Below are 19,075 nucleotides of genomic sequence, written 5' to 3' on the forward strand. Positions count from 1 at the left end.
GTGGATCTTCCCGCGGGCGGGCCCCGGCCGGGGCCCGCCCGGCGTGACTCAGCCCAGCGCCGGGAGCGCGGGCAGCGCGGCGCGGCCGTCGGTGAGCTGGACGCCGCCGCGGTGGACCTGCAGGCCGTCGCCGTCGGAGCGGCCGGAGAGCCAGGCGGTGAGCGCCCGCACCGGGCCCTCGGCGGTCAGCCCGGGCCCGCCGTCGGCCGTGCCGATCACGGCCCGGTCCGCGGAGTCGTCGGCGACCAGCTCGACCGCGGGCAGGCCCTCGGCGCCGGCCAGCCGGGCGGCCAGGCGGTGGAACTCGGCCACCGCGAAGGCCTCCGGCCAGTGCGCGGGGGTGTAGCCGGCGGCCAGGTCGACGTGGTGGTATTCGACCTCCATCAGCCGCTTCCACGGGATGTCGACGGCCGGGAAGACGTACCCGGTCCGGTGGCGCACCTCGGCCGTCCAGGCCTCGTCGGGCAGCAGCGCGGCGGCCGCGGCGAAGCTCCGGTCCGATTCGGTCAGGTCGTCGAGCTGGACGGCCGGCGGGCGCCCGGCGCCGTCCTCGATGCCCTGGTCGCGGGCCTCCTCGCTGCTGTACTGGGGGATGTCGGTGCCCGTCCGGGCGCCGTTCAGGAGGTTGACCAGCGAGTCGGCGTTGCGGGCGAGGTGGGCGAGGACGTGGCCCCTGGTCCAGCCGGGCAGGGCGGAGGGCCCGGCGACGGACTTCTCGTCGAGCGTCGTCACGGTGTGCAGCAGGTGCCCGGTGGCGACGGCGACCAGGCGCAGCCGCTCGTCCGCGAGGGCCGCGGCGGCGGCGGGGTTCTGCGGGTCGGTCATCGGATGCGGCCTCCGTCGGAGTGGTCGGCAGCGTTGCCCGCATGGGCTCTCGCTCGTTGACGAGGGTGACGCTATCTCCGATGTCGCGGCTGAGCAGGCCTTTTCTCGAACAGCCGCCGTCAACTTCAGTGGAGATCATCACTCGTTCGGGTGGACTCCACTGGACAAGCTCGATAATCGAACGCGTGAGCTATAGGCTGGCTGCCGCATCCTGGAAGTAGCACACGAAGCTGCGGCACGAAGCAGCCCCTCTCGTTGCAAGACATCTCGCCCCGGAGAAAGGCGCCAGAAGCAGTGGCCGACCGCCTCATCGTCCGCGGTGCTCGCGAGCACAATCTCAAGAACGTCTCGCTCGACCTGCCCCGCGACTCCCTCATCGTCTTCACGGGCCTCTCCGGGTCCGGCAAGTCCTCGTTGGCCTTCGACACGATCTTCGCCGAGGGGCAGCGCCGCTACGTCGAGTCGCTGTCCTCCTACGCCCGGCAGTTCCTCGGGCAGATGGACAAGCCCGACGTCGACTTCATCGAGGGCCTCTCCCCGGCCGTCTCGATCGACCAGAAGTCCACCAACCGCAACCCGCGCTCCACCGTGGGCACCATCACCGAGGTCTACGACTACCTGCGCCTGCTGTTCGCGCGGATCGGCAAGCCGCACTGCCCGCACTGCGGCCGCCCGATCGCCAAGCAGTCCCCGCAGGCCGTCGTGGACAAGGTGCTGGAGCTCACCGAGGGCACCCGGTTCCAGGTGCTCAGCCCGGTGGTGCGCGAGCGCAAGGGCGAGTTCGTCGACCTCTTCGCCGACCTCCAGTCCAAGGGCTACGCCCGGGCCCGGGTGGACGGCGAGACGATCCAGCTCGCCGAGCCGCCGAAGCTCAAGAAGCAGGAGAAGCACACCGTCGAGGTGGTCATCGACCGCCTCACCGTGAAGGGCAGCGCCAAGCGTCGCCTGACCGACTCGGTGGAGACGGCCCTGCGGCTGGGCGGTGGCATGGTCGTGCTCGACTTCGTCGACCTCCCGGAGGACGACCCGGAGCGCGAGCGGATGTACTCCGAGCACCTCTACTGCCCGTACGACGACGTGTCGTTCGAGGAGCTGGAGCCGCGCTCGTTCTCCTTCAACTCGCCGTTCGGCGCCTGCCCGGACTGCTCCGGTCTGGGCAACCGGATGGAGGTCGACCCGGAGCTGGTCGTCCCGGACGAGGAGAAGTCGCTGGACGAGGGGGCCATCCACCCCTGGTCGGGCGGCCACACCAAGGAGTACTTCCAGCGCCTGATCGACGCGCTCGCCGGCGAGCTGGGCTTCCGGACGGACCTCCCCTGGGCCGGGCTGCCGGCCCGCGCCAAGAAGGCGCTGCTGTACGGCCACAAGCACCAGGTCGAGGTGCGCTACCGCAACCGCTACGGCCGGGACCGCTCGTACACCACGGGCTTCGAGGGCGCGGTGCCGTTCATCCAGCGCCGGCACACCGAGGCGGAGAGCGACAGCAGCCGCGAGCGCTTCGAGGGCTACATGCGCGAGGTGCCCTGCCCGACCTGCCAGGGCACCCGGCTCAAGCCGGTCGTGCTGGCGGTCACCGTCGAGGGCCGGTCCATCGCGGACGTCTCGGCCATGTCGATCAGCGACTGCTCGGACTTCCTCGGCGCGATGAAGCTCAACGCCCGGGACAAGCAGATCGCCGAGCGCGTCCTGAAGGAGGTCAACGAGCGGCTGCGGTTCCTGGTCGACGTCGGCCTGGACTACCTCTCGCTCAACCGCGCGGCCGGCACCCTCTCGGGCGGCGAGGCCCAGCGGATCCGGCTCGCCACCCAGATCGGGTCGGGCCTGGTCGGCGTGCTCTACGTGCTGGACGAGCCCTCGATCGGCCTGCACCAGCGCGACAACCACCGGCTGATCGAGACCCTGGTCCGGCTGCGGGACATCGGCAACACCCTGATCGTCGTCGAGCACGACGAGGACACCATCAAGATGGCCGACTGGGTGGTCGACATCGGCCCCGGCGCCGGCGAGCACGGCGGCAAGGTGGTGCACTCCGGCTCGCTCAAGCAGCTGCTCGCCAACAAGGAGTCGCTGACCGGCCAGTACCTCTCCGGCAAGCGCTCCATCCCGATCCCGGCCGCCCGCCGCGAGCGGGACAAGAAGCGCCAGCTGACCGTGCACGGCGCCCGCGAGCACAACCTCAAGGACGTCACGGTCGGCTTCCCGCTCGGCACCTTCACCGCGATCACCGGTGTCTCCGGCTCCGGCAAGTCGACGCTGGTCAACGACATCCTCTACACCCACCTCGCCCGGGAGCTGAACGGCGCCCGCAGCGTGCCGGGCCGGCACACCCGGATCACCGGCACCGACCAGGTGGACAAGGTCGTGCACGTCGACCAGTCGCCGATCGGCCGCACCCCGCGCTCCAACCCGGCCACCTACACCGGTGTGTTCGACCACGTCCGGCGGCTCTTCGCCGAGACGCAGGAGGCCAAGGTCCGCGGCTACCTGCCCGGCCGGTTCTCGTTCAACGTCAAGGGCGGCCGCTGCGAGAACTGCTCCGGCGACGGCACGATCAAGATCGAGATGAACTTCCTGCCGGACGTCTACGTGCCGTGCGAGGTCTGCCACGGCGCCCGGTACAACCGGGAGACGCTGGAGGTCCACTACAAGGGCAAGTCCATCGCCGAGGTCCTGGACATGCCGATCGAGGAGGCCCTGCACTTCTTCGAGGCCGTCCCGGCGATCGCCCGCCACCTGCGGACGCTCAACGACGTCGGCCTCGGCTACGTCCGGCTCGGCCAGTCCGCGCCGACCCTCTCCGGCGGTGAGGCACAGCGCGTCAAGCTCGCCTCCGAGCTGCAGAAGCGCTCCACCGGGCGGACGGTCTACGTGCTGGACGAGCCCACCACCGGCCTGCACTTCGAGGACATCAGCAAGCTGATCAAGGTGCTCTCCGGGCTGGTGGAGAAGGGCAACACGGTCATCGTCATCGAGCACAACCTCGATGTGATCAAGACCGCCGACTGGATCGTCGACATGGGCCCCGAAGGCGGCTCCGGCGGCGGCATGGTGGTGGCCGAGGGCACTCCGGAGCAGATCGCGGCCGTCTCCGAGAGCCACACCGGCAAGTTCCTGCGGGACATCCTCCCGGGCGAGTTCAACGACGCCCCGGCGCCGGTGAAGGCCCCGCGCAAGCGGGCCGTCGCCAAGAAGAAGTAGCACCGCGCGGCAGGCGGCGCGACACCGACCCGGCCGCCCCGTTCTCGGGGCGGCCGGGTAAGGGGCGCATAGACTCTGCGCCGACCCGTGCGGCAGCGAGCCCGCGGCGAACCCGCAGCGAGACCAGGAGCGAACCACATGTCCGAGGCCCCCGAGAGCCCGCTGGGCGAGAGCCCCGCCACCTCCCGCCGCACCCTGCTCTGCGGAGCCGCGGCCGTCCTCGCGGCCGGTGGCGGCGCGCTGGCGGTCTCCGGCTGCTCCTCCTCGTCCTCGTCCACCTCCTCCGGGGCCAAGACCCCGGTGGACGTCGGTCCGGCCGCCGCCGTGCCGGTCGGCGGCGGCACCGTCTACCGCGACCAGAAGATCGTGGTGACCCAGCCGACCGCCGGCGAGTACAAGGCGTTCAGCGCCAAGTGCACCCACGCCGGCTGCATCGTCGACCAGGTCAAGAACCAGAAGATCCAGTGCCCCTGCCACGGCAGCATGTTCGCCATCGGCGACGGTGCGGTGCTGGACGGGCCGGCCCCCACCCCGCTCCCCGCCTACGCCGTGACGGTCGAGGGCGGCAACCTCAAGGTGACGCCGAGCTGAAGCAGTTGATCTCCACCCAGTCGATCACCACCCGGTCGATCACCGTCCGGTCGATCTCCGCCTTGTTGATCTCCCCTCCGAAGCCCCGGCCCGACTCGGTACGGTGGACCCATGGCTGACCCGTCCACCTACCGCCCCGCTCCGGGCGCGATCCCGACCTCCCCGGGCGTCTACAAGTTCCGTGACGCCCACGGGCGGGTCATCTACGTCGGCAAGGCCAAGAGTCTGCGACCCCGGCTGTCGTCCTACTTCCAGGACCTCGCCGGCCTGCACCCGCGGACCGCGACGATGGTGACGACGGCCGCCTCGGTGGAGTGGACGGTCGTCTCCACCGAGGTCGAGGCGCTCCAGCTGGAGTACTCCTGGATCAAGGAGTTCGATCCCCGCTTCAACGTCAAGTACCGCGACGACAAGAGCTATCCGGAGCTGGCGGTCACCCTCGACGAGGAGTACCCGCGGGTCCAGGTGATGCGGGGGGCGCACAAGAAGGGCGTGCGCTACTTCGGCCCGTACGGGCACGCCTGGGCGATCCGCGAGACGGTCGACCTGCTGCTGCGCGTCTTCCCCGTCCGCACCTGCTCCAACGGCGTCTTCAAGCGCGCCCGCCAGGTCGGCCGGCCCTGCCTGCTCGGCTACATCGGCAAGTGTGCCGCGCCCTGCGTCGGCAAGGTCTCGGCCGACGAACACCGCGCGCTGGCCGAGGACTTCTGCGACTTCATGGCCGGCCGCACCGGCAACTACCTGCGCCGGCTGGAAGAGCAGATGCAGGAGGCCGCCGAGGAGATGGAGTACGAGAAGGCGGCCCGGCTGCGGGACGACATCGGGGCGCTGAAGCGCGCGATGGAGAAGAACGCCATCGTCCTCGCCGACGCCACCGACGCCGACCTGCTCGCCCTCGCCGAGGACGAGTTGGAGGCCTCCGTGCAGATCTTCCACGTCCGCGGCGGCCGGGTCCGCGGCCAGCGCGGCTGGGTCACCGACAAGGTCGAGGACGTCGACACCGCGGCCCTGGTCGAGCACGCCCTGCAGCAGCTCTACGGCGGCGGCGACGGCACCGTGCCGCGCGAGGTGCTGGTGCCCGCGCTGCCGGAGCCCGCCGGACCGGTCCGGGAGTGGCTGTCCGGCCTGCGCGGCAGCCAGGTCGACCTGCGGATCCCGCAGCGCGGCGACAAGAAGGACCTGATGGCCACCGTGCAGCGCAACGCCCAGCAGGCGCTGGCACTGCACAAGACCAAGCGCGCCTCCGACCTCACCACCCGCAGCCGCGCCCTCCAGGAGATCGCCGACGCGCTGGAGCTGGACTCCGTCCCGCTGCGGATCGAGTGCTTCGACATCTCCCACCTGCAGGGCGAGGACGTGGTCGCCTCGATGGTGGTCTTCGAGGACGGCCTGGCCCGCAAGAGCGAGTACCGCCGGTTCCAGATCAAGGGCTTCGAGGGCCAGGACGACGTCCGCTCGATGCACGAGGTGATCGGCCGCCGGTTCCGCCGCTACCTCCAGGAGCGCGAGCAGACCGGGGAGTGGGCCGTTCCCGAGGCCGACGACCCCGGCGCACCGGACGGTCCCGCCACCGCCGACGGCCACGCCGCCGCCCTGCCCGACGGCGCCGCCGGCCCGCAGGCCCCGGCCGGCCCGGTGGACCCCGAGACCGGCCGCCCGCGCCGTTTCGCCTACCCGCCGCAGCTGTTGGTCGTCGACGGCGGCCAGCCCCAGGTCGCCGCCGCCAAGCGCGCCCTGGACGAGCTCGGCATCGACGACGTCGCCCTCTGCGGCCTGGCCAAGCGGCTGGAGGAGGTCTGGCTGCCCGGCGAGGACGACCCGGTGGTCCTGCCGCGCAGCAGCGAGGGCCTCTACCTGCTCCAGCGGGTCCGCGACGAGGCGCACCGGTTCGCGATCACCTACCAGCGCAGCAAGCGTTCCAAGCGACTCACCGCCGGGGAGCTGGACTCCGTCCCCGGCCTCGGCGAGACTCGCCGCCAGGCACTGCTCAAGCACTTCGGCTCGCTGAAGAAGCTCCGCGCGGCCACCGTCGACGAACTCTGCGCCGTACCCGGCATCGGACGCCGCACGGCGGAGACTGTTGCCGCAGCGTTGTCGTCCCGTCCACCCGCGACACTCGCCGTGAACACCGCCACCGGCGAGATCATCGACGACAGTGCCGACGCGGCCGGCCCGGCAGCCGGCGGCGCGGCCGACGCAGCACCCCAGACCGCACCATTCCGGGAGACGCCATGACGGTCGACGCCGCCCGTCAGCCGGCGCGCCCCGCGCTCACTCGCCCGAGTGAGCCGGGGAAGCGTGGCCGCGCCGCGCGCGTTCTCCACAGCAGAACCACCGAAAGCGGGGAACCGAAGTGACGATGTCCGACGATGGCGGCACCGCCCGGCCGCAGGCCCAGGCAGAGAACGTCCCGGAGCTGGTGATCATCTCCGGCATGTCCGGAGCCGGCCGCTCGACGGCGGCCAAGTGCCTGGAGGACCTGGGCTGGTTCGTGGTGGACAACCTGCCGCCCGCCCTGATCCCGACCATGGTCGACCTCGGCGCCCGCTCCCAGGGCAACGTGGCCAGGATCGGCGCCGTGGTGGACGTCCGCGGCCGCCAGTTCTTCGACGACCTGCTCACCTCGCTGGACGAGCTGGAGAAGCGCGGCGTCCGGTTGAGCGTGGTCTTCCTGGACTCCTCCGACGACGCCCTGGTCCGCCGCTTCGAGAGCGTGCGCCGCCCGCACCCGCTCCAGGCCGACGGCCGGATCGTGGACGGCATCGCCCAGGAGCGCGACCTGCTGCGCGAGCTGCGCGGCGAGGCCGACCTGGTGATCGACACCTCCAACCTCAACGTCCACCAGCTGCGGGCCAAGCTCGACGCCCAGTTCGCCGACCACGACGAGCCCGAGCTGCGCGCCACCGTGATGTCCTTCGGCTTCAAGTACGGCCTGCCGGTCGACGCCGACCTCGTGGTGGACTGTCGCTTCCTGCCGAATCCGCACTGGGTGCCCGAGCTCCGCGCCCGGACCGGCACCGACTCCGACGTCGCCGACTACGTCTTCCAGCAGCCCGGGGCCAATGAATTCCTCAACGGCTACGCCGAGCTGCTGCGCATCATCACCGAGGGGTACCGCCGCGAGGGGAAGCGTTATATGACGCTTGCCGTAGGCTGCACCGGTGGCAAGCACCGCAGCGTCGCGATGTCCGAGCGGCTGACGAAGCGTCTCATCGCGGACGGAGTGGAAACGGTGCTCGTCCACCGTGACATGGGACGGGAGTAGCCGCCTCACCCCTGCCGGGCCGCCGGCGGAGGCCGGCGGCGGGCAAGAGGAACGCGAGGTGGGTGTGACGGGATACGTGCCCGGGCGGCAGCTCCAGAACAAGACCGCCGACCGGACGGGGGTCCCGTCGCGCGGCGCGAGTCCCAGTCGGCCGCGGACCGGCCAGGTCCGCACCAGCCCGGCCCGTACCAGTCAGGCACCCCGCGGCAACCAGGCACCCCGGATCGCCGCGCTGGGCGGCGGCCAGGGCCTCTCGGCCTCGCTCTCCGCGCTGCGCCGGCTCACCACCGACCTCACCGCCGTGGTCACCGTCGCCGACGACGGCGGCTCCAGCGGCCGGCTGCGCGAGGAGCTCGGGGTGCTGCCCCCGGGGGACCTGCGCAAGGCGCTGGCCGCGCTCTGCGGCGACGACGACTGGGGCCGCACCTGGTCCGAGGTGATCCAGCAGCGCTTCACCGGCACCGGTGGGCTGGGTGGCCACGCCGTCGGCAACCTGCTGATCGTCGCGCTCTGGGAGAAGCTGGGTGACCCGGTCGCCGCCCTGGACTGGGTGGGCCGGCTGCTGAACGTCCAGGGCCGGGTGCTGCCGATGTCGGCGGTGCCGCTGGACATCGAGGCGGTCGTGCGCGGCCACGACCCGGCCAGTCCGGGTGAGCTGTCCGCCGTCCGGGGCCAGGCCAGCGTCGCGGTGACGCCCGGCACCGTGCAGTCGATCCGGCTGCTGCCGGACGGGCCGCCGGCCGTCCCGGAGGCCGTCACGGCCGTCCGGGAGGCGGACTGGGTGGTGCTCGGTCCCGGCTCCTGGTTCACCAGCGTGCTGCCGCACCTGCTGGTGCCCGAGCTGGCCGAGGCGCTCACCGAGACCCGCGCCCGCCGCCTGCTCACCCTGAACCTGGCCCCCCAGCCCGGCGAGACGGAGGGCTTCACCCCGCAGCGCCACCTGGAGGTCATCGCCGACCACGCACCCGCCCTTGCGGTGGATGCGATCCTGGTGGACGAGCGCGCCGTCACCGGCGGCGCCTTCGGCCAGGCGGACCTGGCCGGCCTGGAGAAGGCCGCGGAGCGGATGGGCGCGGCCCTGGTGCTCGGCCGGGTCGCCCGTACCGACGGCACGCCGCGACACGACCCGGAGCTCTTGGCGGCCGCGTACGACCGGATTTTCCGGACACATGGAAGGATCGGGCCATGGCGATGACTCCAGCGGTGAAGGACGAAATCAGCCGGCTCCCGGTCACCCGGGCCTGCTGCCGCAAGGCGGAGGTCTCGGCGATCCTGCGATTCGCGGGCGGGCTGCACATCGTGAGCGGCCGCATCGTGATCGAGGCGGAGCTGGACACGGGGGCGGCGGCACGACGCCTGCGCAAGGACCTCCTGGAGATTTTCGGACACTCCTCGGACCTGGTGGTGATGGCGCCCGGCGGTCTGCGGCGCGGCAGCCGCTACGTGGTGCGCGTGGTCAAGGACGGCGAGCTGCTGGCGCGGCAGACCGGTCTGGTGGACGGCCGGGGTCGGCCGATCCGCGGTCTGCCCCCGGCCGTCGTCTCCGGGGCGACCTGCGACGCCGAGGCGGCCTGGCGGGGCGCCTTCCTGGCGCACGGCTCGCTCACCGAGCCCGGCCGCTCCTCCTCGCTGGAGATCACCTGCCCCGGTTCCGAGGCGGCCCTCGCCCTGGTCGGCGCGGCCCGCCGGCTCGGCATCCCGGCCAAGGCCCGCGAGGTGCGCGGCGTGGACCGGGTGGTGATCCGCGACGGTGACGCCATCGGCGCGCTGCTGACCCGCCTGGGCGCGCACGAGTCGGTGCTGGCCTGGGAGGAGCGCCGGATGCGGCGCGAGGTGCGGGCGACCGCCAACCGGCTGGCCAACTTCGACGACGCCAACCTGCGCCGCTCGGCCCGGGCCGCCGTCGCGGCCGGCGCGCGGGTGCAGCGCGCGCTGGAGATCCTCGGCGAGGAGGTGCCCGACCACCTGGCCGCGGCCGGCCAGCTGCGGATGCAGCACAAGCAGGCCTCGCTGGAGGAGTTGGGCGCCCTGGCCGACCCGCCGCTGACCAAGGACGCGGTGGCCGGCCGGATCCGCCGGCTGCTGGCGATGGCCGACAAGCGCGCCTCCGAGCTGGGTCTGCCCAGCACCGAGGCCAATCTGACCGACGAGATGGCGCTCAACTAGCGATCACGCCGAGTGACGGGTGAGACGGCCGGTGTCCGGATTCCGGGCACCGGCTGTTCCGTGTCCGGACGGTGGGACGAGGCGGCTCCGACCCCCCTTCCGCGGGCCGCTACCAACTGCCCCCGACGGCAAGGACACAAGCCCTGCTCGTGACCTCTTGACACGCCACGCCAAGGCGTCCGACCCGGCCTGATGTGCCCTCCCAGGCCTCGGAGAGGTAGGGTCATAGGCGGTCGGGGACCTCCCAAATTCCACCCCGTCGGCATAGCTCCGGCGTACCTAACGAGGAGATCGGTTCGTGACGATCCGGGTAGGCATCAACGGATTCGGCCGCATCGGCCGCAACTTCTTCCGTGCGGTTAAGGCCCAGGGCGCGGACATCGAGATCGTCGGTGTCAACGACCTGACCGACACCAAGACCCTGGCGCACCTGCTCAAGTACGACTCCATCCTGGGTACCTTCCCGGGCGAGGTCTCGCACACCGAGAACAGCATCACCGTCGACGGCAAGACCTTCAAGGTCATCGCCGAGCGTGACCCGGCCAACCTCCCCTGGGGCGAGCTGGGCGTGGACATCGTGATCGAGTCCACCGGCATCTTCACCAAGGCCGAGGCGGCCAAGAAGCACATCACCGCCGGTGCCAAGAAGGTCATCATCTCGGCGCCCGCCACCGACGAGGACGTCACCATCGTGATGGGCGTCAACGACGAGAAGTACGACGCCGCCAAGCACGACGTGATCTCCAACGCCTCCTGCACCACGAACTGCGTGGCGCCGCTGGCCAAGGTGCTCAACGAGAACTTCGGCATCGTCAAGGGTCTGATGACCACGGTGCACGCGTACACCAACGACCAGGTCACCCTGGACTTCCCGCACAAGGACCTGCGTCGCGCCCGCGCCGCGGCCCTCAACATCATCCCGACCTCCACCGGTGCCGCCAAGGCCACCGCGCTGGTCCTGCCGGAGCTGAAGGGCAAGCTGGACGGCACCTCGCTGCGCGTCCCGGTCCCCACCGGTTCGATCACCGACCTGGTCGTCACCCTTGAGCGCGATGTCACCGTCGAGGAGGTCAACGCGGCCTTCCAGAAGGCGTCCGAGGGCTCCCTCAAGGGCATCCTGCAGTACACCGAGGACCCGATCGTCTCCTCCGACATCGTGAACTCGCCGTTCTCCACGATCTTCGACTCGCTGATGACCATGGTCCAGGGCAACCAGGTCAAGGTCTTCGGCTGGTACGACAACGAGTGGGGCTACTCGAACCGCCTCGTCAACCTGACCACCCTCGTCGGCGGCCAGCTCTGACGCAGCGGGAGCTGACGTGAAGTAGGGGGGAGGGCCCGGACATTGTGCACCACCGTCCGGGCCCTCCGTCTGCGCACCCTCAACCTCAACTCCCAGGCGGCCCGCCGTTGTGCCGCTGCCAACAGCGCAACCATCTCCCCAGGAGACCGAAGACCGTGAAGACCATCGAAGACCTCGACGTCGCCGGCAAGCGCGTGTTCGTTCGCGCCGACCTGAACGTCCCGCTGTCCGACGGCACGATCACCGACGACGGCCGGATCCGCGCCGTCGCCCCGACCATCGCCAAGCTCGTCGAGCGCGGTGCGAAGGTCGTCGTCGCCTCCCACCTCGGCCGCCCGAAGGGCGAGCCCGACCCGCAGTTCTCCCTCGCGCCGGTGGCCGTCCGCCTCGGCGAGATCCTCGGCACGCCGGTCTCGTTCGCGACCGACACCGTGGGTGAGAGCGCGAAGGCCACCGTCGCCGCCCTGGCCGACGGCGAGGTCACGCTGCTCGAGAACCTGCGCTTCAACGCCGGTGAGACCAGCAAGGACGACGCCGAGCGCGGCGCCTTCGCCGACCGGCTGGCCGAGTTGGCCGAGCTGTACGTCGGCGACGGCTTCGGCGCGGTGCACCGCAAGCACGCGTCGGTGTACGACCTGCCGGCCCGCCTGCCGCACGCCGTCGGCGACCTGATCGCCACCGAGGTGGGCGTGCTCAAGCGCCTCACCGACGAGGTCGAGCGTCCGTACGTGGTCGTGCTCGGCGGCTCCAAGGTGTCCGACAAGGTCGGCGTGATCGACAACCTGCTCGGCAAGGCCGACCGCATCCTCATCGGCGGCGGCATGGCGTACACCTTCCTCGCGGCCCTGGGGCACGAGGTCGGCATCTCGCTGCTGCAGAAGGACCAGATCCCGGTCGTCCTGGAGTACCTGGAGCGGGCGAAGGCGAACGGCGTCGAGTTCGTGGTGCCGGTGGACATCGCGGTCTCCGGGTCGTTCCCCGACACCAAGACCCACAAGCCGGTCGAGGACTTCGAGGTCGTCGACGCCGACAAGATCCCCGCGGACAAGGAGGGCCTGGACATCGGCCCCCGGACCCGGGAGCTGTTCGCCGCGAAGCTGGCCGACGCCAGGACGGTGTTCTGGAACGGCCCGGTCGGTGTCTTCGAGCACCCGACCTTCGCCGAGGGCACCAAGGCCGTCGCGCAGGCCCTGCTCGACAGCGACGCGTTCACCGTGGTCGGTGGTGGCGACTCCGCCGCCGCCGTCCGCATCCTGGGCTTCGACGAGACGAAGTTCGGGCACATCTCGACCGGCGGTGGCGCCAGCCTTGAGTACCTGGAGGGCAAGACGCTCCCCGGTCTCGCCGCCCTGGAAGGCTGAGGCAATGACTGAGCGTCTCCCGCTGATGGCGGGCAACTGGAAGATGAACCTCAACCACCTTGAGGCCATCCAGCACACCCAGAAGCTGGCCTTCGCGCTGGCCGACAAGGACTACGAGTCGGTCGAGGTCGCCGTTCTGGTGCCGTTCACCGACCTGCGCTCGGTGCAGACCCTGGTCGACGGCGACAAGCTGAAGATCAAGTACGGCTCGCAGGACATCTCGCAGCACGACTCCGGTGCCTACACCGGCGAGATCTCCGGCCCGATGCTGTCCAAGCTGAAGTGCACCTTCGCGGTGATCGGCCACTCGGAGCGCCGCCAGTACCACGGCGAGAACGAGGAGATCGTCAACGCCAAGGTCAAGGCCGCCTACCGCAACGGGATCACCCCGATCCTCTGCATCGGCGAGCCGCTGGACATCCGCAAGGCCGGCACCCACGTCGAGTACACCCTGGCCCAGCTCGACGGCGCGCTGCAGGGCGTCCCGGCCGACCAGGCCGAGTCGATCGTGGTCGCGTACGAGCCGGTCTGGGCGATCGGCACCGGCGAGGTGGCGACCCCCGAGGACGCCCAGGAGGTCTGCGCGGCCATCCGCGCGCGGATCGCCGAGCTGTACGACGCCCCGCTGGCCGAGAAGGTCCGCGTGCTGTACGGCGGTTCGGTCAAGTCCTCCAGCGCGGCCGGCCTGATGGCCAAGCCCGACATCGACGGCGGCCTGATCGGCGGTGCCTCCCTGGACGCCGACGAGTTCGTCAAGATCGTGCGGTACCGTGACCAGGCAGTAGGCTAACGCCGCCGCAGCAACGTAGGCTTTGGGGCCGGACCGCATCGTGGCGGCCCGGCCCCTTCGCCGAAGATACGAGAGAGTTGGTCCCGCCGTGGTTCTCGGGTTCTCGATTGCCCTGATCATCTTCAGCCTGCTGATGATCCTCCTGGTGCTGCTGCACAAGGGGAAGGGTGGCGGCCTGTCCGACATGTTCGGTGGCGGCGCGATGTCCACCGGCGGCGGCTCGGCCGTGGCCGAGCGCAACCTGGACCGCATCACGGTCATTGTCGGGGTTGCCTGGTTCGCATGCATCATCGTGCTCGGCCTGGTGCTCAAGTACAAGAGCTGACGTATCTCTGACGCCCTGTCGCCCCGCGGCCTATGCTGGAACGGTCCGGGGCGGAGTCGGTGGCGGTGCATCCTTAACTCCTGCTTACACTAGGACGACTTTCGCCACCGACGCGCACCGCGGCGGGTCGGCGCACCAGCACGCAGGGAGTCAGACCGTGGCAAGTGGCAACGCCATCCGTGGCAGCAGGGTCGGAGCCGGCCCGATGGGCGAGGCGGAGCGCGGCGAATCCGCCCCCCGTAACCGGATCTCCTTCTGGTGTGCCAACAAGCACGAGACCCGTCCCAGCTTCGCCGCGGAGGCGGTCATCCCGGACACCTGGGACTGCCCGCGCTGCGGATTTCCGGCCGGTCAGGACGAGCACAACCCGCCGGCCCCCTCGCGCAACGAGCCCTACAAGACCCACCTCGCCTACGTCCGTGAGCGGCGCACCGACGCCGACGGCGAGGCGATCCTCGCCGAGGCGCTGGCCAAGCTGCGCGGTGAGATCTGAACACCTGACCAACGCCGAAGGGCGCCACCGTCGAGAACGGTGGCGCCCTTCGGCATTCGATCAGGCCGAGGCCGGCGGGTACAGCTGCGGCGGGAGCTGGGCCGCGGCGGCGCGGTCCAGCAGCCACAGCGTCCGCCCGCGCCCGTACGCGCCCGAGGCGGGTGCCTGGAGCTCGCCGGGGCCGGACAGTGCCAGCGCGACGGCGCCCGCCTTGTCCTCGCCGGCCGCCAGCAGCCAGACCTCGCGGGCCGCCCGGATGGCCGGGAGGGTGAGCGAGATCCGGGTCGGCGGGGGCTTGGGCGCACCGCGCACGCCGACCACCGTCAGCCCGGTCTCCCGGACGCCCGGGTGCTCGGGGAAGAGCGAGGCGACATGGGTGTCCGGGCCGACGCCGAGCAGCAGCACGTCGAAGGCGGGCACGCCGAGGCGGTCGCCCGGTCCGGCGGCCTTGGCCAGCTCCTCGGCGTAGCGGGCCGCGGCGGCCTCCACGTCCGAGCCGTCCGCACCGTCGGAGGCGGGCATCTCGTGCACCCGGGCCGGGTCGAGCGGGACGGCGTCGAGCAGCTCCGCCCGGGCCTGGACGGCATTGCGCTCGCCGTTGTCGGCGGGCAGGAAGCGCTCGTCGCCCCACCAGAGGTCCAGCCGGGCCCAGTCGACCGCGTCCCGGGCGGGGGAGGCGGCGATGGCGGCCAGCAGGGCGTTGCCGTTGCGCCCGCCCGTGAGCACCACCGAGGCGGTGCCGCGGGCGGCCTGGGCGTCCACGATCCGGGTGATCAGCCGGGCCGCGGCCGCCTGGGCCATCAGCTCCTTGTCCCGGTGGACGACCAGCTGCGGGGTCGCGGCCGTCACGAGCCCGCCTTCTTGGCGGCGCGCTTGGCCGGGGCCTTCTTCGCGGGGGCGGCCTCGCCGGTCTCCTCCGCCGCGTCCAGGACCTTGGCGGTCACCCGGGTCGGGTTGGCCACCGCGGCCTCGGAGACCACCGCCTGGGCGGCCTGCTCGGCCGCCGCCGTCTCGGCGTTGGCCGGCTCGTGCAGCCGCTCGACGGGCGTGCGGACGGCCGTCGCGTAGATGTCGTCCGGGTCGAGCCGGCGCAGCTCCTCCGCGATCAGCTCGGCCGTCTCGCGGCGCTTCAGCGCCACCTGGCGGTCCGGCGAGCCGGGCATGGAGAGCGTGCCCATCAGGCCGTCCGGGCGGTCCAGGGTGATGTCCCCGTCCTTGGTGCGCAGGTGCACCGCGGTGATGCCCGGGCCGCCGGTGACGACCCGCTCGACCGGCACGTGCAGCCGGTTGTGCAGCCAGAGGCCGAGCAGCTCGACGCTGGGGTTGTACGACTCGCCCTCGACCACCGCGGCGGTGACCTGGGAGGGCCGCTGGTCCAGCGCGGCGGCCAGCATCGAGCGCCAGCCGGTGATCCTGGTCCAGGCCAGGTCGGTGTCGCCCGGGGTGTAGCTCTGGGCCCGCTGGGCGAGCTGGCCCACCGGGGACTCGGCGGTGACGGCGTCGGTGATCCGGCGCTGGGCGATCGAGCCCAGCGGGTCCTGCGCCGGGTGCAGCGGCGCGTTCTCGGGCCACCAGACCACCACCGGAGCGTCCGGCAGCAGCAGCGGCAGGACGACCGACTGGGCGTGCGCGGCGAGCTCGCCGTGCATGCGCAGGACGACCGTCTCGCCGGAGCCGGCGGCGGTGCCGACCAGGATCTCGGCGTCCAGGCGGGTCTCGGCCCGGGCCCGGGGCGAGCGCCCGGCCCGCTTGATGACCGCCAGGGTCCGCGAGGGGTGCTCGCGGGAGGCGTCGTTGGCGGCCTTGAGGGCGTCGTAGGCGCTGCCCTCGTCGGTCACGATCACCAGGGTGAGCACCATGCCGGCGGCGGTGGAGCCGCTGGCCCGGCGCGCCTCCATCAGCGTCGCGTTGATCTTGCTGGACGTGGTGTCCGTGAGGTCGATCTTCATGGCCGGCGCCAGCTCCTGCCGTCTCGTGCGAGCATCTCGTCGGCCTCGACCGGGCCCCAGGTCCCTGCCGGGTACTGGGCGGGCCTGCCGTGGGTGTCCCAGTACTTCTCGATCGGGTCGAGGATCTGCCAGGAGAGCTCGACCTCCTGGTGGCGCGGGAACAGGTTGGCGTCGCCGAGCAGCACGTCGAGGATCAGCCGCTCGTAGGCCTCCGGGCTGGACTCGGTGAAGGACTCGCCGTAGGCGAAGTCCATCGTGACGTCCCGGACCTCGAAGGAGGTGCCCGGCACCTTGGAGCCGAACCGCACCGTCACGCCCTCGTCCGGCTGGACCCGGATGACCAGGGCGTTCTGTCCCAGCTCCTCGGTCGCGTAGGAGTCGAACGGCAGGTACGGGGCGCGCTGGAAGACCACCGCGATCTCGGTGACCCGCCGGCCGAGCCGCTTGCCGGTGCGCAGGTAGAACGGCACGCCCGCCCAGCGGCGGTTGTTGATCTCCAGCTTGATGGCCGCGTAGGTGTCGGTCTTGGAGTCCGGGTTGATGCCGTCCTCGTCGAGGTAGCCGCCGACCTCCTCGCCGCCCTGCCAGCCGGACGCGTACTGGCCGCGCACGGTGTGCTTGCCGAGGTCGGCCGGGAGCTTGACGGCGCTGAGCACCTTGAGCTTCTCGGCCACCAGCGCCTTGGGGTGGAACGACGCCGGCTCCTCGATGGCGGTGAGCGCCATCAGCTGGAGCAGGTGGTTCTGGATGACGTCCCGGGCCGAGCCGATGCCGTCGTAGTAGCCGGCCCGCCCGCCGATGCCGATGTCCTCGGCCATGGTGATCTGCACGTGGTCGACGTACGACCGGTTCCAGATCGGCTCGAACATCTGGTTGGCGAAGCGCAGCGCCAGGATGTTCTGGACGGTCTCCTTGCCCAGGTAGTGGTCGATCCGGAAGACCTCGTCACGCGGGAAGACCTCGTGGACGATCCGGTTCAGCTCCTGGGCGCTCTCCAGGTCGTGGCCGAAGGGCTTCTCGATGACGGCGCGCCGCCAGGAGCCCTGCGGCGGGTCGGCCAGGCCGTGCTTCTTCAGCTGCTGGACGACCGTCGGGAAGAACTTCGGCGGCACCGAGAGGTAGAAGGCGAAGTTGCCGCCGGTGCCCTGGGCCTTGTCGAGCTCCACGATGGTCTCGCGGAGCTTGTCGAAGGCGTCGTCGTCGTCGAAGGTGCCGTGGACGAAGCGCATGCCCTTGGCGAGCTGCTGCCAGACCTCTTCGCGGAACGGCGTCCGGGCGTGCTCCTTGACCGCGTCGTGGACCTCCTTGGCGAAGTCCTCGTCCTTCCACTCGCGGCGGGCGAAGCCGATGAGCGAGAAGCCCGGCGGCAGCAGGCCGCGGTTGGCCAGGTCGTAGATGGCCGGCATCAGCTTCTTGCGGGACAGGTCACCGGTGACCCCGAAGATGACCAGGCCGGACGGCCCCGCGATGCGCGGGAGCCGCCGGTCGGTGGGGTCACGAAGCGGGTTGACGGGGGCGGGCGGCGAGTCGACCGCGTCCGAGTCCGATGTCAACTCAGGGAAATCAGTGCTCACTTGATGTGCTCCGCTTTCGTGCGCTGGCTGTGAGCAGGGGTCACTTCTCGGCGGCGAAGGAGGCGAGCGAGGCGGTGACGGTGTCGAGCAGCTCGTTCCAGGACTGCTCGAACTTCTCGACGCCCTCGTCCTCCAGCACCTGGACGACGTCGTCGTAGTCCACGCCGGCGGCGGCGATGGCGTCCATCACGGCCTTGGCGTCGGCGTAGTTGGGGACGATGGTGCCGCCGGTGATCACGCCGTGGTCGCCGGTGGCCTCCAGGGTGGCCTCGGGCATGGTGTTGACGGTGCCCGGGGCGATCAGCTCGGTGACGTACAGGGTGTCCGGCAGGGCCGGGTCCTTGACGCCGGTGGAGGCCCAGAGCGGGCGCTGCGGCTTGGCGCCGGCGGCCTCCAGGGCCTTCCAGCGGGCGCTGCCGGCGGTCTTGCCGTCGACGCTGCCGAAGATCTCCTCGTACGCCTGGTAGGCCAGGCGGGCGTTGGCCAGGGCGGCCTTGGAGCGCAGCTGCTTGGCCTCGCCGCCGATCTTGTCGAGGCGCTTGTCGATCTCGGTGTCCACGCGGGAGACGAAGAAGGAGGCGACCGACTCGATCTGCGAGAGGTCCAGGCCCTTGGCCTTGGCGGCCTCCAGACCGGTCAGGAAGGCGTCGATCACCGCGCGGTAGCGCTCCAGCGAGAAGATCAGCGTGACGTTGACGCTGATGCCCTTGCCGATGACCTCGGCGATCGCGGGCAGGCCGGCCTTGGTGGCGGGGATCTTGATGAAGACGTTCGGGCGGTCGACGAGCCACCAGAGCTGCTTGGCCTCGGCGACGGTCGCGGCCGTCTCGTGGGCCAGGCGGGGGTCGACCTCGATGGAGACCCGGCCGTCGCGGCCGTTGGAGGCGTCGTAGACCGGGCGCAGCACGTCGGCGGCGTCGCGCACGTCCGAGGTGGTGATCATGCGGACGGCCTCGTCGGTGGTGACCTTGCGGACGGCGAGGTCACGCAGCTGGCCGTCGTAGGAGGAGTCCCCGCCGCCGATGGCCTTCTGGAAGATGGTCGGGTTGGTGGTGACACCCACCACGTGCTTGTTCTGCACCAGCTCGGCGAGGTTGCCGGTGTTCAGCCGCTTGCGGCTGAGGTCGTCCAGCCAGATCGCCACGCCTTCGTCGCTGAGGCGCTTCAGTGCGTCAGTCATGGTGCTCAGTCCTTCTTCTGTCTTCATCTGTCTGTCTGTGGGGTCGTCAGACGGG

Annotated in this window: 16 protein-coding genes; 11 read left to right on the plus strand and 5 right to left on the minus strand. The window is 71.2% G+C overall.

The features are described 5' to 3' along the window. Positions 1 to 48: 48 nt before the first annotated feature. Complete coding sequence (locus tag ACWDRR_RS19280) at positions 49 to 825, minus strand: maleylpyruvate isomerase family mycothiol-dependent enzyme (protein ID WP_449773388.1); 777 nt, start codon at positions 823 to 825, stop codon at positions 49 to 51. Between the two features lie 294 nt (positions 826 to 1,119). On the opposite strand from ACWDRR_RS19280, the gene uvrA reads away from it, so the two are divergent. The 11 genes from uvrA (at position 1,120) to ACWDRR_RS19335 (ending at position 14,317) form a co-directional block, all read left to right on the plus strand. Then, positions 1,120 to 4,023, plus strand: coding sequence for an excinuclease ABC subunit UvrA (gene uvrA / locus ACWDRR_RS19285; protein ID WP_449773389.1), 2,904 nt, complete (start codon positions 1,120 to 1,122; stop codon positions 4,021 to 4,023). Between the two features lie 138 nt (positions 4,024 to 4,161). Then, the gene (locus tag ACWDRR_RS19290) at positions 4,162 to 4,614 is read left to right on the plus strand and encodes a Rieske (2Fe-2S) protein (RefSeq protein WP_449773390.1); all 453 of its coding nucleotides are present in this window, start codon (positions 4,162 to 4,164) and stop codon (positions 4,612 to 4,614) included. A gap of 111 nt (positions 4,615 to 4,725) precedes the next feature. After that, complete coding sequence (gene uvrC, locus ACWDRR_RS19295) at positions 4,726 to 6,849, plus strand: excinuclease ABC subunit UvrC (protein WP_449773391.1); 2,124 nt, start codon at positions 4,726 to 4,728, stop codon at positions 6,847 to 6,849. Positions 6,850 to 6,973: 124 nt separating this feature from the next. Continuing rightward, complete coding sequence (gene rapZ / locus ACWDRR_RS19300; protein WP_449773392.1) at positions 6,974 to 7,879, plus strand: RNase adapter RapZ; 906 nt, start codon at positions 6,974 to 6,976, stop codon at positions 7,877 to 7,879. Between the two features lie 223 nt (positions 7,880 to 8,102). Then, complete coding sequence (locus tag ACWDRR_RS19305) at positions 8,103 to 9,074, plus strand: gluconeogenesis factor YvcK family protein (protein ID WP_449773445.1); 972 nt, start codon at positions 8,103 to 8,105, stop codon at positions 9,072 to 9,074. Further along, entirely contained in the window at positions 9,065 to 10,045 is a 981-nt protein-coding gene (whiA, locus tag ACWDRR_RS19310; RefSeq protein WP_329490008.1) for a DNA-binding protein WhiA, read from the plus strand. The genes ACWDRR_RS19305 and whiA overlap by 10 nt, the downstream gene beginning before the upstream one ends. A gap of 298 nt (positions 10,046 to 10,343) precedes the next feature. Then, a complete protein-coding gene (gene gap, locus ACWDRR_RS19315; protein ID WP_329490009.1) occupies positions 10,344 to 11,348 on the plus strand; it encodes a type I glyceraldehyde-3-phosphate dehydrogenase in 1,005 nt (334 codons plus the stop codon). 155 nt (positions 11,349 to 11,503) lie between these two features. After that, positions 11,504 to 12,709 (plus strand): phosphoglycerate kinase, encoded by a 1,206-nt coding sequence (locus ACWDRR_RS19320; protein WP_449773393.1) that lies wholly within the window; start codon positions 11,504 to 11,506, stop codon positions 12,707 to 12,709. 4 nt (positions 12,710 to 12,713) lie between these two features. Then, a complete protein-coding gene (gene tpiA / locus ACWDRR_RS19325) occupies positions 12,714 to 13,499 on the plus strand; it encodes a triose-phosphate isomerase (protein WP_449773394.1) in 786 nt (261 codons plus the stop codon). 88 nt (positions 13,500 to 13,587) lie between these two features. Continuing rightward, positions 13,588 to 13,824 carry a preprotein translocase subunit SecG gene (secG, locus tag ACWDRR_RS19330; protein ID WP_449773395.1) on the plus strand — a complete coding sequence of 79 codons (237 nt, stop codon included), beginning with the start codon at positions 13,588 to 13,590 and terminating at the stop codon, positions 13,822 to 13,824. Positions 13,825 to 14,029: 205 nt separating this feature from the next. Further along, positions 14,030 to 14,317 (plus strand): RNA polymerase-binding protein RbpA, encoded by a 288-nt coding sequence (locus ACWDRR_RS19335; protein ID WP_030308030.1) that lies wholly within the window; start codon positions 14,030 to 14,032, stop codon positions 14,315 to 14,317. Positions 14,318 to 14,377: 60 nt separating this feature from the next. Here ACWDRR_RS19335 and pgl read toward each other — a convergent pair whose 3' ends face one another. From pgl to tal, 4 genes are all read right to left on the minus strand, one after another. Further along, positions 14,378 to 15,166, minus strand: coding sequence for a 6-phosphogluconolactonase (gene pgl / locus ACWDRR_RS19340; protein WP_449773396.1), 789 nt, complete (start codon positions 15,164 to 15,166; stop codon positions 14,378 to 14,380). Next, positions 15,163 to 16,266, minus strand: a complete 1,104-nt coding sequence (gene opcA / locus ACWDRR_RS19345) for a glucose-6-phosphate dehydrogenase assembly protein OpcA (protein ID WP_449773397.1) — start codon at positions 16,264 to 16,266, stop codon at positions 15,163 to 15,165. Before opcA ends, pgl begins: the two co-directional genes overlap by 4 nt. Beyond that, positions 16,263 to 17,819, minus strand: coding sequence for a glucose-6-phosphate dehydrogenase (zwf, locus tag ACWDRR_RS19350; protein WP_449773446.1), 1,557 nt, complete (start codon positions 17,817 to 17,819; stop codon positions 16,263 to 16,265). The genes opcA and zwf overlap by 4 nt, the downstream gene beginning before the upstream one ends. A 61-nt stretch (positions 17,820 to 17,880) precedes the next feature. After that, on the minus strand, positions 17,881 to 19,020 hold the full coding sequence (gene tal, locus ACWDRR_RS19355; protein WP_449773398.1) for a transaldolase: 1,140 nt from the start codon (positions 19,018 to 19,020) through the stop codon (positions 17,881 to 17,883). Positions 19,021 to 19,075: the final 55 nt, after the last annotated feature.

It is taken from the genome of Kitasatospora sp. NPDC003701 (assembly GCF_053587085.1).

Coding starts and splice junctions, on each gene's coding strand:
- ACWDRR_RS19280 (WP_449773388.1), bottom strand. CDS start 825: ATGACCGACCCGCAGAACCCCGCCGCCGCCGCGGCCCTCGCGGACGAG.
- ACWDRR_RS19290 (WP_449773390.1), top strand. CDS start 4,162: ATGTCCGAGGCCCCCGAGAGCCCGCTGGGCGAGAGCCCCGCCACCTCC.
- uvrC (WP_449773391.1), top strand. CDS start 4,726: ATGGCTGACCCGTCCACCTACCGCCCCGCTCCGGGCGCGATCCCGACC.
- rapZ (WP_449773392.1), top strand. CDS start 6,974: ATGTCCGACGATGGCGGCACCGCCCGGCCGCAGGCCCAGGCAGAGAAC.
- whiA (WP_329490008.1), top strand. CDS start 9,065: ATGGCGATGACTCCAGCGGTGAAGGACGAAATCAGCCGGCTCCCGGTC.
- tpiA (WP_449773394.1), top strand. CDS start 12,714: ATGACTGAGCGTCTCCCGCTGATGGCGGGCAACTGGAAGATGAACCTC.
- ACWDRR_RS19335 (WP_030308030.1), top strand. CDS start 14,030: ATGGGCGAGGCGGAGCGCGGCGAATCCGCCCCCCGTAACCGGATCTCC.
- opcA (WP_449773397.1), bottom strand. CDS start 16,266: ATGAAGATCGACCTCACGGACACCACGTCCAGCAAGATCAACGCGACG.
- tal (WP_449773398.1), bottom strand. CDS start 19,020: ATGACTGACGCACTGAAGCGCCTCAGCGACGAAGGCGTGGCGATCTGG.